The sequence below is a fragment of the Ferrithrix thermotolerans DSM 19514 genome, assembly GCF_900128965.1.
Taxonomy (GTDB): domain Bacteria; phylum Actinomycetota; class Acidimicrobiia; order Acidimicrobiales; family Acidimicrobiaceae; genus Ferrithrix; species Ferrithrix thermotolerans.
This window is the reverse complement of sequence record NZ_FQUL01000004.1, coordinates 53,870-68,338: the sequence shown is the minus strand read 5'-3', so window position 1 is coordinate 68,338 and position 14,469 is coordinate 53,870. Positions and strand designations below refer to the sequence as shown.

14 protein-coding genes and 1 pseudogene are annotated in these 14,469 nt (G+C 50.2%); 5 read left to right on the top strand and 10 right to left on the bottom strand.

The features are described 5' to 3' along the window. Positions 1–125: 125 nt before the first annotated feature. Positions 126–950 carry a hypothetical protein gene (locus tag BUA24_RS02560; RefSeq protein WP_143146351.1) on the bottom strand — a complete coding sequence of 275 codons (825 nt, stop codon included), beginning with the start codon at positions 948–950 and terminating at the stop codon, positions 126–128. Positions 951–982: 32 nt separating this feature from the next. Next, on the bottom strand, positions 983–1,741 hold the full coding sequence (locus BUA24_RS02555) for a hypothetical protein (RefSeq protein ID WP_143146350.1): 759 nt from the start codon (positions 1,739–1,741) through the stop codon (positions 983–985). Between the two features lie 533 nt (positions 1,742–2,274). On the opposite strand from BUA24_RS02555, the gene BUA24_RS02550 reads away from it, so the two are divergent. Beyond that, the gene (locus BUA24_RS02550) at positions 2,275–2,862 is read left to right on the top strand and encodes a DUF6444 domain-containing protein (RefSeq protein WP_072788444.1); all 588 of its coding nucleotides are present in this window, start codon (positions 2,275–2,277) and stop codon (positions 2,860–2,862) included. A gap of 71 nt (positions 2,863–2,933) precedes the next feature. Beyond that, positions 2,934–3,086, top strand: a pseudogene (locus BUA24_RS13300) (IS66 family transposase); the annotation flags it as partial. A gap of 1,132 nt (positions 3,087–4,218) precedes the next feature. On the opposite strand, the gene BUA24_RS12395 reads toward BUA24_RS13300, so the two are convergent. The 8 genes from BUA24_RS12395 to BUA24_RS02505 form a co-directional block, all read right to left on the bottom strand. Continuing rightward, entirely contained in the window at positions 4,219–4,365 is a 147-nt protein-coding gene (locus BUA24_RS12395) for a hypothetical protein (RefSeq protein WP_178138675.1), read from the bottom strand. Positions 4,366–4,471: 106 nt separating this feature from the next. Beyond that, on the bottom strand, positions 4,472–4,600 hold the full coding sequence (locus BUA24_RS13090; protein ID WP_272867271.1) for a hypothetical protein: 129 nt from the start codon (positions 4,598–4,600) through the stop codon (positions 4,472–4,474). 98 nt (positions 4,601–4,698) lie between these two features. Further along, a complete protein-coding gene (locus BUA24_RS02535) occupies positions 4,699–5,349 on the bottom strand; it encodes a hypothetical protein (protein WP_072788442.1) in 651 nt (216 codons plus the stop codon). Beyond that, on the bottom strand, positions 5,349–7,280 hold the full coding sequence (locus tag BUA24_RS02530) for a cytochrome c oxidase subunit I (protein WP_072788440.1): 1,932 nt from the start codon (positions 7,278–7,280) through the stop codon (positions 5,349–5,351). Before BUA24_RS02530 ends, BUA24_RS02535 begins: the two co-directional genes overlap by 1 nt. Positions 7,281–7,355: 75 nt before the next feature. Continuing rightward, positions 7,356–8,243, bottom strand: coding sequence for a cytochrome c oxidase subunit II (locus tag BUA24_RS02525; protein ID WP_072788438.1), 888 nt, complete (start codon positions 8,241–8,243; stop codon positions 7,356–7,358). After that, positions 8,243–8,923: a hypothetical protein gene (locus BUA24_RS02520; protein WP_072788436.1), complete on the bottom strand. Its 681-nt coding sequence runs from the start codon at positions 8,921–8,923 to the stop codon at positions 8,243–8,245. Before BUA24_RS02520 ends, BUA24_RS02525 begins: the two co-directional genes overlap by 1 nt. Positions 8,924–9,260: 337 nt before the next feature. Further along, positions 9,261–9,881, bottom strand: coding sequence for a TlpA family protein disulfide reductase (locus BUA24_RS02510; protein WP_072788432.1), 621 nt, complete (start codon positions 9,879–9,881; stop codon positions 9,261–9,263). 16 nt (positions 9,882–9,897) lie between these two features. Beyond that, positions 9,898–10,803 (bottom strand): heme o synthase, encoded by a 906-nt coding sequence (locus BUA24_RS02505; RefSeq protein WP_072788430.1) that lies wholly within the window; start codon positions 10,801–10,803, stop codon positions 9,898–9,900. A 167-nt stretch (positions 10,804–10,970) separates the two neighbouring features. Here BUA24_RS02505 and BUA24_RS02500 point away from each other — a divergent pair, with 167 nt between their 5' ends. From BUA24_RS02500 to efp, 3 genes are all read left to right on the top strand, one after another. Beyond that, positions 10,971–12,089: a M24 family metallopeptidase gene (locus BUA24_RS02500; RefSeq protein ID WP_072788428.1), complete on the top strand. Its 1,119-nt coding sequence runs from the start codon at positions 10,971–10,973 to the stop codon at positions 12,087–12,089. Between the two features lie 718 nt (positions 12,090–12,807). Further along, positions 12,808–12,972, top strand: a complete 165-nt coding sequence (locus BUA24_RS12390; protein WP_178138674.1) for a hypothetical protein — start codon at positions 12,808–12,810, stop codon at positions 12,970–12,972. Between the two features lie 926 nt (positions 12,973–13,898). Beyond that, complete coding sequence (gene efp, locus BUA24_RS02495) at positions 13,899–14,465, top strand: elongation factor P (RefSeq protein ID WP_072788427.1); 567 nt, start codon at positions 13,899–13,901, stop codon at positions 14,463–14,465. The last annotated feature ends 4 nt before the right edge of the window (positions 14,466–14,469 follow it).

The following is a 14,469-nucleotide window of genomic DNA, read 5'->3' as shown; positions in this document are numbered from 1 at the left end:
TCTCAAGCTCTTCAACAGCTAAACGTACTCATGGCATTCGGTCTCCGTCTCTTGCAACTGCTGGCCACCATAACCAGCTCTGTTGCAATGACCAGTTGACCGCACCATCCTCTCCGCTGCAACCATTACGACGTATGTGCGCTCAACGCAGTCTCCATGGCACTCGTCCATGCTGTCGTGGGCGTAATCGGATACATCGCTACGATCTCTTGTTGTTCAGGCGTGGGAACACCGTGACATGCGTACACGAGTGGCACTGAAACCTGCCCCGAAGGAGTGGGAATTGAAAACACAATCTCACAGGAATCTGGGGTCGCACTCTGCTGGGCGAACCAAGCGTTAAAACCGGGAGAGCCCTTTTGTACGGTCGGTACATTCGCTGGGAAAACAGCCCCTTCAACTAGCCAGAGACCAGCACTATGTCCTGGTGCAATTGTAATTGGGCTTTCGGGAAGGTTGAAGGGATTTGGTGCTCCAGAAGCACTGAGTCTTGAGGAAGTATCGTAAGGGGTCGGCAATGTAGCGGTGTTCACGTCTAGGGCGGCGATCGAACTCGCGCGTGCCAACCGAAGTACTGTCGGCATTCCCTCACCTACTGTGCAGGAGGAGTTTGAGATGTTTTCCAGCGGGTAAATCAATGTCGTCCGGAACATTGCTTCACCGGCGAGGACTGGTCTATTAGTAATGTTTAACTGCGCCGACGTACAAGGTTGGGCACTTGCCGAAAATGGTGCCGTCGTCGAGGTGGTCGGCGCTTCGGTAGTCGGAACTGTGGTCGTCGAAACCGCAGGCTGAGATGATTGTGTACCGGTTGAGTCGCTCAAGGAAACGATAGATGGCTGATTCGCCACCACTAAGAGCACGATTACTGCTGCTACTGCACTTGGAATGCCTGCCGCCAACGCCACATATCGCTTCGACCGAGTCGTGGATAGATTAATCTTCTTCATATCTTTAATCCTCTCTTTAATCCTCTCAAACCCTACCAAGCACTTACATCGTAATCGTAGTAACCATTAGTATTGGAGTTGCTCCATTGCCAAACGAGCGCATTTGGGCCCCCGGCACTTTGTCCGCCAAAAAATTGAGCGCACACACCCTGAGTACACCAACTGGCTAGTGGAGGCGCCGGATTTACCTGCGCTTGGCTCTCATAAGTCCATTCAAGAGTATTAGGTATATTTCCATACCCACCAAACGTGAAATTCCAGAACGTTGCTGAGCTATATGCTCCAACACGATATCCTGCCTGCGACATGGCATTGTAAAATCCATTGAAGGTCTGTCGGTCAATGGAGCTTGGGATAGGACTTCCACCAGTTCGCACACCGCACGAATTACCCTCACTATTCCATCCATAGCTGGAGCCCCCGGTATTCTCATTACCTTCGATGTCCATCCAAATAATTCGATTATTATCTGGCAGCCCAATTGCTGGAATCTGGTGGTTCAATAACCATTCGGCTTGGTTGTAACCCCAGTTATAAGCCGCCGTCGAACTTCCATAGTTACCGTCGATACCCGGACCTGCCAGCATGTAATACGGGGTAGATCCCATGGCAAAGACCTGCGAAGTGTCGTAATTGGCGTCATCAGCTGCGGTCATATTGTAGTAATCGGTACCCCCACACCCTCCAAGGCCTGCATAGGCTGTATACTGACCAAAAAATCCCACTTCACCACCGTAAAAATCATAAGGACTGGACGAGCCTCCTAGTTCTAGCCAGACGCCGTTAGACATCGTTGTCGGTATTGGAGCGTTCGTGTCAGAGCCATACCCATCTGCTTAGTTTCCATCCGGTGGTAATAAGTATGCTGTTTGGACTCCCCCTTGGGACGGTGACGCACTCGCATTAGTGAACGGAAGTGCTCCTATGAAGCCCATGATTCCAAGCAGGGACACTGAAGGGCGTAACAGCAATTTCCACCGATGCCGCTTCACAGCTTTAAATATACTTTGCACAGATCCCCCAACCTCACAATGCCATTATCCAGTAGATCGCTCGATACCTCCCGACCTACTGGTTTCATATAAGGCCTAAGCACTCAGACTTCATCCCGATTACTTCACCTGAGAGCTCCAAACAACTGTAACACATTAAGTTCGCACGTGACATGTGACTGTATCTCTGACATAGTTTCTAACTAGCCCCCTCCCATCGAACCCAATTCCTCCAAGGCAGCCAAGCCAGATCCAACGACCTGATGGGGGGTGAGATGTAGCCCTGACCTGCGGGCTCGCGAAGTGACTCTGGTTGTGCTGAACTGGTGTCCATGGAAGCAGAACCAACGCGTTTAGCGATAGAACTCCAAGTGGAGAATGAGACTCTACGCAGCGAGAATGCTCTACTCAAGTCCGAAGTCGAAATCCCGACCCAGAGGCTCGCTGAGATAGAGAAGCGTCTGTCAAAGAACTCCCAGAACTCACAGTTGCCGCAGTCTTCGGATCTCTTCGGACGAAACTCGAACACAGAGAGTCCCAACCGCAAAGTACGACGTGCATTGGGTAAGAAACCCGGCAAAGAGCCCGGTACTCACGGCAAGCACCTCTCCCAGAAGGTGGACCCAGACGAGGTGGTACTCCAAAGCCCACTCGACTGCTCGAGCTGCGGCTCGGATATCTTTGGTGCTTCAGTTCAGTCCATCGAGACCCGTCAGGTCTTCGATACCCCAAAGCCCACCCTCACCTGTATCAAACACCGCTCCGAACGACATCGTTGTTGGCGTGGGACTACCACAGCGGGGGTGTTCCCCCGAAGCAAGAGGGTGGGCACGCTATGGACCGAGGATCAGGGCAAATGCCCTGTATCTGCCTTGTGGTCAGCATATCCCAATGAAAAGGGTATCGGAAGCGATAGCTGATCTCTTGGTGGGTGTACAAGTCTCTACGGGTTTTCTCGACTCCTTGTACTTAGAGGGTCTGGCTATTAGAACCGTTCTTAAGTGAGGTGCTAGCCCAGCTGAAGTCCTCAGACGTAGTACACATGGACGAGACATCAGATCGATTATCAAAGAAGCAGGTCTGGTTCCACGTCGCATCGAATGAGAATCTCACGCTGTTACACGCTAATAGAACTATGGGGTAGAGGGCTGTAGAGCAGCTCGGTCTGCTTCCAGACTTCACAGGTAGAGCAGTACATGATCGTTTCAGAGTCCACTTCGACTACAAAGGTGCTACACACGCAGTCTGTGGAGCACACCTGATCAGGAGCCTCGCCTCTGTTGGAGAGGTGCAATGCCAAAGTGCCTGAGCAACAGGGATAACTGAGCTACTCCTTCGGATGAAAGACGCAGCACAACAGGCGAGGGACACCGGAGCTGACCGGATCCAAAGCCAGACATTCGCCTCATTCTTGCTTCGCTACGACAACCTCGTTCGTCGGACATTTGACGCAAAGCCGGTTCCCGCCAAGGGTAATAAGCCCAGCTTAGTTCGGATAGAACATACAAAATCGAGAAGAAATGGTCTTTCGGATCAAGGTTACTTACGATAGGAGCACTTCGCTTGCTCTTGAATATCACCGGTAGGTCTTAGGCAAGTAGTGGTCAAACGTCTAAAAGATCGCTTATTCGACAACACCAAGCTGCTAACCGTCAATTACAGGAAAGTAAAGGGGTGAGACACGCCTTTTTGCTACGTTACTAACACAAAAAGGGGAACGCTTTATCTCGCACGCTCAATACGAGTGCGACGAGATGCACCTCATCGTCCACTGCATGAATCGTCGAACAACTTGCTCTCGGATGACAGTAAGTCACTCAACTCACTTCTTCCAAATGCTCCTAAATAGCTAATCAAGTTTTATTCAAGCCGCACCAAAATAACTCTACGAAAGCAAGAGGATGCCTTACCTACGTAACCCTATGACGCCTTGGAAGCACGTATAAATCGAATCCGATGCTCATTCCTCGACGAAACACCACGGTACTACCTTGCCTAAAGACACTACCTATCCCCTGCAACAAAGAGAACAAAGACAGGAGCAATAAGATTCGGCTCTCACAAGAACCACAACGCAAAGAAGGTGCGACGCTAATGGAAAGACTCCTTCGCCATCGTCCCGAGCAACTAAGACATCAATAAACGACCCAACGGCCTCCAACGATAGCCCACGGAGTAAGCAGCTAGAAGCGGTGCATCTCACCGTTTACACTATCTAAGCCAACACCCAGAGAACGCACCTCAAAGATAAAATAAACAGAGCAGGATCCTAATGATCAAGCAAGAAGCTCTGACGCTCTCCCTTGGGATAGAACCAACTCGCCATAGTTGGTGATACCCTTCCCTGCCGACCCGACACCAACCAATCCACCTTCTCCGCCCAAGCAGTCAACCTCAATGGAACCTATCATGCCAGAAGACATACGGCTCCATTAATAGCTCCCAATTCCCATCGAAATAGTTCAAAAACAAACGGTGGACCAACTCATTGAGTCGGTCCACCCGTCAAAGACAACTCTACTATCTACATTAGACCTTGTTTGTAGGACGTTTCCTAACGAAGAATCCGTAGATCAAGGCCGCAATAAACACTCCGATCGGAATTATGTAGGTTATATCAGCCCCTGCTTGGCTGTTTTCTCCAAGGATACCTAACACTCCTGTTGCACCTCCTCCTAGCTAGAAATAAAGTGTCCAGTGCAGAGTGCCAGCCCCACAGTTGCTGAGCTGGCACCAACTGCACTGACGAACAACTCCTACGCTATCACGTAAAAGATGACGTAGAACACAATGGTAATTAGAGCCATACCGTTCAGGAAGAACGAAAGACCATCTACATTGGCCCTGAACTTCTCAGCGACTGGAAGACTTGACAGACCAAGACCTCCATCGGTAATGGCCAGTTTCTTGATTCGAACAGACTGCATTACTGCCGTCTCGGCCCAATAAGCACTCAGCAAAATAGCAAAGGCGTTTACTGGACCGAACGCAACGAATACGCTTGCGTATCCGAACGAAGAGGGCTGAAACGGCAGCCTGGTCAACTCCCAGATCTGCATACCGCCTGCAACCAACACGAACAGTGCAGTGAAGGCAGCAGCGACCTGCCAGTCAACCACCATTCCACGCCTCAGCCTACGCGCACCGAAGTAATTCACAAGAGCCGCCACGACCATCAGCACCAAGATCGTGGTACCAATGATTGTCGATGCGGTTATATGATTCGGATTCCACTGACCGTTAGAGTTCAATGACCTAAGGTAGAAGAAGGCGAAGGCGATGCCTCCATACAACGTCGCAACCATGGCTACTGCAGTGCGAGATGCGGTCCACGTCGCACCTAAAGAAGCATCATGGTAGTACGCTTCCTCATCTATGACTGGCCTCTCATCAACATTCGAAGCCACTACGCATCACTCCCAACAGAGGCAACCGTTGGCGACAGATCCGCCATAGGTCCAGCGTTCGGATTCCCATACTCATAGGGCGACGACAAGATCACGGGGATCCTATCAAAGTTGTCCTTGGGTACCGGAATACCAACCTGCCACTCAAGTCCACGAGAGTCCCAAGGGTTGGGTTCGCTCTTGGGACGTGTAACTACGAGCTGCCATATGAAGGTGACCACGAAGAACGCTAGGGACAGACCAAGGACATAGGCCGAGATGGATACCCACTGGTTCAGCGTCTGCAACCTAGCAGCATACTCGAAAACCCTCCTTGGTTGCCCCAACCATCCAACAATAAACAGGGGTAGGAAGGTCGAGTTGAAAGCCACGAACATCGTCCAGAAGTGAATCTTTCCTAGCTTCTCTGACAACTTGATACCGAAGAACAGAGGAGTGTAGTAGTAGATCGCTCCAAACACAGCGAACATCAACTGACCCATAATCGTAAAGTGGAAGTGGGCCATAACAAAGAAGCTTCCGTGAATCAAAGCGTCCACAGGAACGTCTGAGTTATAGACACCGGTTATGCCACCCCAAAGGAAGTTGAAGAAAACTGCCAACATGAACAGCATTGGGACGTTGAAACGCAGACGCCCTCTCCAAACCGTTCCCATACCTACTAGATAGAGGAAACCAGTCGGAATGGAGATCAACTCGGTTGAGAGCATGAACAATGGTCTCATGTCCGGGTTCATACCTGAGTTGAACAGGTGGTGTTGCCACACAAAGAAGCTTAATGTCGCCACACCGATCATTCCAGCAATTGAGGTCTTGAGGGCAAAGACGGGCTTTCTGGCAAACACCGGGAGAATCTCGGTGGTGATTGCAAACCCAGGCAGTGCCAGCAAATAGACCTCGGGGTGTCCAAAGAACCAGAACAGGTTTTCCCAAAGGAACGGTGATCCACCATGCTGACCATACAACATCGAAGTCTGAACCGCTCGGTCCATACCCATGACATAAAGACCATCGATGAGAACCGGAACTGAGAGGATCATAGTGAAGGCTGTCGTAATCATACCCCAAGTGAGCACCGACAACCGACTCCACCTCATACCTGGTGCACGGTAGTTAATGATCGTTGCCACCATGTTCGTGGAGGCCGCAAGCATCGACAACGCCATAAGGGTGAAGCTAAATAGATAAGCATCCTGACCCACTCCACCTTGGATGGAGAGAGGCGCATACCCAGTCCAGCCCGACTGGAATCCTCCCTGCCACAGAGCGGAGAGCAAGAAGAAGAAGGCGGGAACCGTGAACCAAAATGACGCAGCCTCAAGCCTTGGGAACGCCATCCTCTTTGAACCGATCATAAGTGGCACCAAGAAGTTCCCGAAAGGACCCATGATAATTGAGGTCATCATCATCATCATCATGGTTCCATGCTCGCCAACAATCTCGATGTAGGTGTCAGGACCCCAGATGTGATAGGTCGGAGATAGGAGCTCTGTCCTTATCCCAAGAGCCAACAACCCTGCTACGAAGAAGTACATTAGCATAGCAAACAGGTACTGAATACCCACAACCTTGTGATCCGTCGAATAAGAGAAATACTCCATAATCGAGTACTTCTGCTTCTTCTCCGCCATCGGAGCCTCCCCACCCCAGAGCTTAGCAATGGGGTGATTGAGAGCACCGAGACCAATAAACCACGCAACAACAGCGAAGATCGCACCAAGCAGCCACGATACGTCATTTGTACCGCTGTTTTGCACTGACGTGTAATGACCTGCTATGACATTACCCCACCAGTGTCCAAAGAACCACCCTCCAGCACCAAATAAGGTAGCTGTAAAGATGTTCCCACGGGCAAACCATCTGGCTGCGCTTGATCCGCCGGCTCCGCCTGACTGGCCAACGCCAGTCGACTGCGACATATCAATCGCCATTAATTATTCCCTCCCATTCGTGAGAAACAGATATAGCATTGGACCGAATCAAAAGTCCCCTTGGCTAGCAAACAACTAGCCATTGAAGTACTGACCTCCGGCCACGTTATCATTTGGTACGTATACGGTCGAATACTTAGGAAGCAGCTTCGTCAAAGATGCGTTTTGAGCCTCCATGTTGGTAGCCCACTGATAGAACGCGTTTTGCGAAACAACGTTTCCGTAGTTATACATCGCACCGTGCCAGATACCACATAGCTCATCGCAGCGGACTACGAAGCGTCCAGTCTGCTGAGTCTTCGTATAGGCCACGTTATTGTCCTCTGGGTTTGCGTCAGCTTTAACACCTAGCTGATATGCCCAGAAGTCGTGAATGACGTCCAATGAAGTCACGTTGAACTGGATCTCTGTGTTCACCGGAAGCACCAAAGACGTCGTCTCCATTCCTCCGAACTGTGGCCACCTGTAGGTGAAACGCCACTGTTGGGCTATGACTTGAACCTGAAGCATATGCGCCGTGCTCGCTGGCTTCCAAATAGGCGAAGGGCCTTCTCCCACACCAGCACCAGCAGGAACAACAAGCTCGTAGGTACCAAATCCGGCTAGGAACAGAACAAGCACCGCAGTGGCGGCATACCAAAGTCCCTGAGACTTACGGTTTCCTTTCACGTAGTAGCCGTCCGCATGGTCGCCACGATCACGGAAATTGATAATGACGTAAGCGCCGTAAACCCAGACCATTAACAACACTGGGACAGACATCACAGTTAGAACCTTGAAGTCAAACTGCTGTCCTGCTGCCGTTGTTGTCATATCTCCAGGCGGCATATGTGGCCCCCATACGAACCACACGACCAAATCAATGATCAACGACAAGATAAACCAGATCGCAACGATCCTGGAACCGTGCTTTCTAGCAATCGCAGCCGGTGATCCACTCTCCTCTGATGTCTTTAGAGCCATTACTTCACCACCTGAACAAATCCAGCCATGTAACCAAGTGATTGCATAGGTCCACCGTTACCGGTCAGATAACCAAGACCACAAGGTATAAAGCACTGCCAACGATAGTTGTGCACCGTCTTACCCGAGTAAAAGGTGAACTGAATCAGGTTATGCGCCTCGCTTGGATTACAAGGACCTACGTTACAGAAGTTCTTGGCATTTCCGTTGACCCCCGGAAGGGCTACATTTACGCCAAGGCCAGGAACATCGAAGTTGTGAGCTACACCGTTTCCAGCGTAAGAGTTAACCAGAGAGACCGGTTGACCGTTCACAACGATCACGTTCCCAGCAGTACCTATCTCCTTACCCCAATACGGGTTACGGAGTGGACCACCGCTGTCGTACTCATATAGCTTTACATGAACATATGTGTTTACAGGCACCTTGAGCAGCGTTGTCTGCTTGTACTGCCCATTTGCACCCTGAATCCAATAACCCACCCAAGTCGGGTGAGGTCCAACACCAACGGCACCATCTACCTGCATCGTCACGTTAACCGTGTTTGGCTGCGTAGCAGAAGGAACCGCTGACACGACCGGCGGGCTACTCCTAAGGTAGCCAAATACACCGAATAGGATAATTCCTATAGCGGCTGCGAAGGCTACCATGACGAGTCCCGCTCGTGCTCCTTTCGACAACCTAACCCCCTTTTAGTTAGTAGTTAGCGTCAACCAATAGTTACTTATGCTTATCCTGAACGCATTGAGCATCCATTGCTCATGGACCAGCTCGTCCTCGGAGCCAAGCTCCTGACGAGACCACGGTCCCTCCAATCGGAAGTCCACAGCAAAGAGGATTTCACGATCCCCTAAGAGCGGCCTTACCGAAACCTTGCGTGTAGATTTATTCGTCTCATCTACCCGTCTTGTGGCTAAATTGCTTCCTCTCACTAAAAGCACCCCTTGGAACATTCCACGTGCCCTGTGAAACACCTTAGATCAACCTGAGCGCAGTTGTGAGTAGTTTTGAGCAGAATCACTTCGCCTTCTCTTCTAAAGCTCTCAGATTCTTGGATAGTAAAGATGAACTCATTGTTCCCAGAACCTCTCTATAGATCCTTCCGTCTGGCTCAACAAATAAAGTGGTCGGAAGACCCACAAGTTGAAATGGGCCAGCCAACGATACCTTTGGGTCGTAGGCAATTGGGTACCGAACACCGTACTTAGCAAGAAACTTTGTAGCAGCAGATGCGGTATCGTTCTCATCTACACCTAGAAAAGTCACCTTCTGACCGTACGTCTTAGAGGCTTGGGTAAGGGTTGCCATCTCTGCCTGACAAGATGTACACCATGACGCAAAGAAGTTCACCACTGCAGGTTTACCGCCAATGTAGCTGGAACCAAGAAAAGTAGATCCTCCTCCGAGGGAAGGTAGTGAAAACTTTGGAAGCATACGCCCCTGTAGCGGACCCGTGAGGGTTGTTCCAGATGCACTGGCTATCAGGTTGGTAGTCGAACCCTTACTCTTTACGACCACCGTCGATAGATATACAGCGTAGATCACAACAAACAGCGAAGTTACGAGCAATACCACTGCAACTGCTCGTTTCTTTGAGCTCAATACGGAACCTTTGAAAACGGGGTCACTTGAGTTCATCGTGTCTCGACGCTCCTTAGCCGTGGTGGACAACTACGTCAACCCCCATTGCAATAAACAAAAGCATGAGATAAGTGATCGAGTAAGAAAACACTCGCATAGCCACCTTTGGACTCTCCGTCTTATAGAGCCGGTAGGAGTATGCAAAGAAGCCAAGTCCGAGGGCTAGTGCCGCCAAGTCGTAGAGCGCTCCAAGGTGTGCGATGGGACCAAGCACCAAGGTTACCGCTGTGAGCACCAAAGTGTACGCCATTATCTGCACAGAGGTAGATCGCATGCTCTTGACGGATGGGAGCATGGGGACGTTGGCCTTTGAGTAATCCTCCTTGTAACGAAAGGCCAAGGCCCAAAAGTGAGGAGGAGTCCAAAGAAAGATGATCAAGAACATCAACAAAGATGCCACAGTAATATTGTTCTGAATCGCAGCCCATCCCACAAGGACTGGGACTGCACCTGCTGCTCCACCTATCACGATGTTTTGAGATGTCGACCTCTTGAGCCACAACGTGTAGATAAATATGTAAAAAAGGGCAGCAGAAAGCGCCAGAACAGCAGACAGAAAGTTGTCACCGAGGTCTAAGAGTGCAAAGGCGACTACCTCAAGGGCAACGGCGAAGACCAGTGCTCCGGTAGGGGTCACGTCGCCAGTCACTAGCGGTCGGTGCTGAGTCCTCTTCATTACTGCATCGATATCACGATCGAACCACATATTGACTGCGTTGGCGCCACCGGCAGCCAAGGTACCACCCACCACCGTTATCGCCATCTTCCACAGGGATGGGATCCCACCCTTCGCCACTACCATCGCTGGCACGGTGGTTATCAGAAGAAGTTCAATTATACGTGGCTTCGTTAGGGCTATATAACCTCTCACTTGGCGCGATAGAGGCACAGTCTTAGACGCCGCTACAAACGAATCCATTCACCCTTCACTTTCAAACCTACTACTACACAACCGCTTACTGTCCGAGTAGAACTTTCTATATCCTCCACCTTAGTCTGAGAGTAAAGTTATAGAAAGGTAAAGAAACATTAGTCTGAGAGTAAAGCCATATCCGTACTTAGAAAATTAACAGAAAAAGACTGGGAATGGGACGCAAAACGATAAAAAACCGCATCGAAAACCTCAAATCTCTCATCGCCGATCGTAAGGAGGAGGCGCTCTTCATCTCGAATCTAACCAATGTACGCTTTCTCAGCGGTTTCACAGGTTCTAATGCAGCGATGATAGTATTCGCACATCCGCAGCTACCATCGGTCTTCCTAACAGACTCGAGGTACGAGGAGCAGGCTTCTCTCGAACTACAACGTTCAGGTTTGGATGATATTAGATTCCTTATTAGCGAACCGAAGGGATATAGGATCCTCGAGCTGGTAAGTTCGGAGACAAGACGAAATGACATAAGACGGCTGGCAGTTGAGACATCACACCTTTCAGTAGCTGACTACAACGAACTTACGACGTACCTCGGACAAGAGGTCGAGGTTGTTGACGGAGATCAAAGCGTCCAACTTCTAAGAAGGACTAAGGACATCACCGAGATACAGGAGATCGAAAAGGCGTGCCAAATAGCAGATAGGGCCTTGTCATACACAAAGACCCTACTTACCACCGGAGTTACAGAGCGCGAGTTCGCAATCGAGCTAGAGTACCAGATGCTCAAGTTCGGCGCCGAAGATCGCTCATTTCCTTCTATCGTTGCTAGCGGAGAGAGATCTTCTCTTCCTCACGGTCATCCAACCGATCGACGTATTAGAGAGGGTGACGTAGTCGTCGTAGACTTTGGGGCAGTTCACTCTGGTTACCACTCCGACTGCACTAGAACCTACTTCTTTGGTGAACCTTCAGCGGAGGTACGCGAGACCTATGAACTCGTCCTGGAAGCCCAACAAAGGGCAGTCGCAACTCTATGCCCCGGAGTAACAGGCAGAGAAATGGACGGTGCAGCGCGATCGGTCTTCAAAGAAAACGGGGTCGACCAATACTTCGCTCATGGCTTGGGACACGGAGTGGGACTCGATATTCACGAAAGACCATTTATCTCTACAGATACTGAAGTGGAGATAACCGAAGGGTTTGTTGTAACAATAGAGCCCGGTCTATACCTGAGCGGCAGATTTGGAGTCAGGATCGAGGACACGATCTTGGTCTCTAAGGACGGGAGTAACCAACTAACCAGAGCCGACAAGCAATGGATCTTGAGGTAACTAACGCACAGAGCGAGACGTTGCCCTTAGATGGCAACTAAGCTAACTTGCCCCCAGACGAGTTAGATAAGCACTGCCCATCTGCAGCTGTAGCAGACCGTTCGGGTTATCTGAGGCGACCCAAGGAAACTAGACACCTGCCAAGCCCACTTACGATTCTGGCAGGAAGAATGTCATCTTGGAAGCCAGTAGATGACAGTTCATCTTATAGTTCAAGACTAAAGCAGCCCATCGGGTCATCGACTCCGGGAGAAGGGTTGCTGCGGTCGATAAAGAGTTCTTTGTTGAAGAGGACTCGCTCTATCTCTGGGTGAGAGACGAACATCGGGGATTAGAAGAAGCGTCGTCTTTATGGCTGAGGAACCGCTTAGCTCGGCCGAACGCCAAGAGCTCATTCGCTTTGGTCGGGAGCCTTGCTAGCTGTGCAAGGACAACGAGTTCCTGAGAAAGGAGTCAGCGTACTTCGAAAGCAGAACCATCACAAAGGAGAGATTTGCATGGGTGGAAGCTAAGTGCGCAAACTTTGAAATCTCACAGATGGCGAGACTGCTCAAGGTCTTTCGTGCTTAGGTACCACCTCTAGCTCTTTCAAAGAGAGAGCCTATCCGTCGCCAAGCAGTGCAGAAGGGAGCTCTTTGACCCTCATGAATCTGTGAGACACAACACCGTAGTTTCGCAGATGAAAGAGCTCGGCACCCAAGGTATCTCTCCTTAGAGCTTGAAGGTGGTAACGACCATAGAAGGTCCAGGTGCCACCTACTCCCTAGATCTAGTGGAACAAAACTTCGACCAAGGCAGAGTAAGTGGGGTGGTGACATCGGACATTACCTACCTAAGTATTGGATCAGGCTTTGCGGATCTCTGTGCAATGAATGAGGGGTGAACACTTTGGTAGAGTGCTCAGGTTTTCCATCTCAGATCACATGAGAACCGAACTCGTCACCGACGCCCTCTGATCTGTATGCGCAATCAGAAACGGTTGCATTTTCCAATATGGTTCTAAACACAGATAGGGGCGCTAAATTTGGCGATCGCAAGGTTGCAGCGTTGTGTGAGGCCACCGGCATCAGGAGGTCCATGGGAAGAACGGGGTAATGTTATGATCCATGGCACTTCTTAGTCGTTCTAATTGATCTTCAAATACAAGTAACTTTATCGTTACACCTTTGAAAGCCTCTAAGATCTCAGACGTGGAATCTCGAACTACATGGACCTTTACAACAGTAGGTGCCGGTACTGAAAGATTAGGGACGTCTCGCCGGTCAACTACGAGCTATCGTTAGCACTAGCTACTACGGCGGAATAGGAATGTGTCCAACTTTATTGGGTTACGTCAGGTGACCTCAATGAGGTGTACCGGCGCTTACGCACTTACTTGGGATACTTTATATAGCAGAGCAGTCCTTCGGCCAGTTTTTGTCAGACACTTGGTAGTACCTTTGACGCAGAGAACAGGTTCGCTCGCTAAAGGCAACCGCAAATACATAGAGCTAATGGGTCCTACAACGCCCTAGGGGATGTTCTCATCTGTCCGGACGACGGCCGAACCATTGAGGTACGATTTTAGATGATAGTGTTGCGCAAGTGTTGGAGAATTTGACACGCCCACTATCTACTACTCATCCGCATAGCCGTTATGAGATCGGAAGCAAACGTATAGCTGGGACATGTTCTGGGCAAAGAAGACGCGTCAGACTAACGCAGAGTTGTAGCCATGGCGCTAATAGCTCCCAGATCCAGACGCGTCCAAAGGATTCCACCCTCACTAAACTGTTGCGGGGTACACCTAGGATAGACGCAGAGGCACATATGGCTATAAGTACATCTACTAATGACTTTAAAAACGGAATGACACTAGAGCTCCCTGAAGGGTTGTTCACCATCGTCGAGTTTCAACACGTAAAGCCTGGAAAAGGTGGTGCATTTGTGCGCACGAAACTCAAGAATCTGCGTACGGGACAGGTACTTGAGCGAACCTATAGAGCCGATGAGAAGATGGACCAAGCGATCATCGAAAAGCGAGAGATGCAGTTCCTCTACCGAGAGGGTGACCACTACGTCTTCATGGACAATGTAAGTTATGAGCAGCTTCAAGTCGACAAATCAGTTATCGGATCCGCAGTGTCGTTTATGAAAGAGGGCGACTCAATAACCCTTTCGATGTACGAAGGCCAGGTAGTCGCTACAGAGCTACCCGCTTCGGTCGAGCTCACCGTCACCGAGACAGAGCCCGGAATTCAGGGAGATCGCGTCTCGGGAGCTAGAAAGCCTGCCACGTTGGAGACCGGTCTAGTCATCCAAGTTCCTCTGTTTGTAAACATCGGCGACAAAGTAAAGGTTGATACCCGAACCAACGAATACATAACAAGAGCGTAGTCAG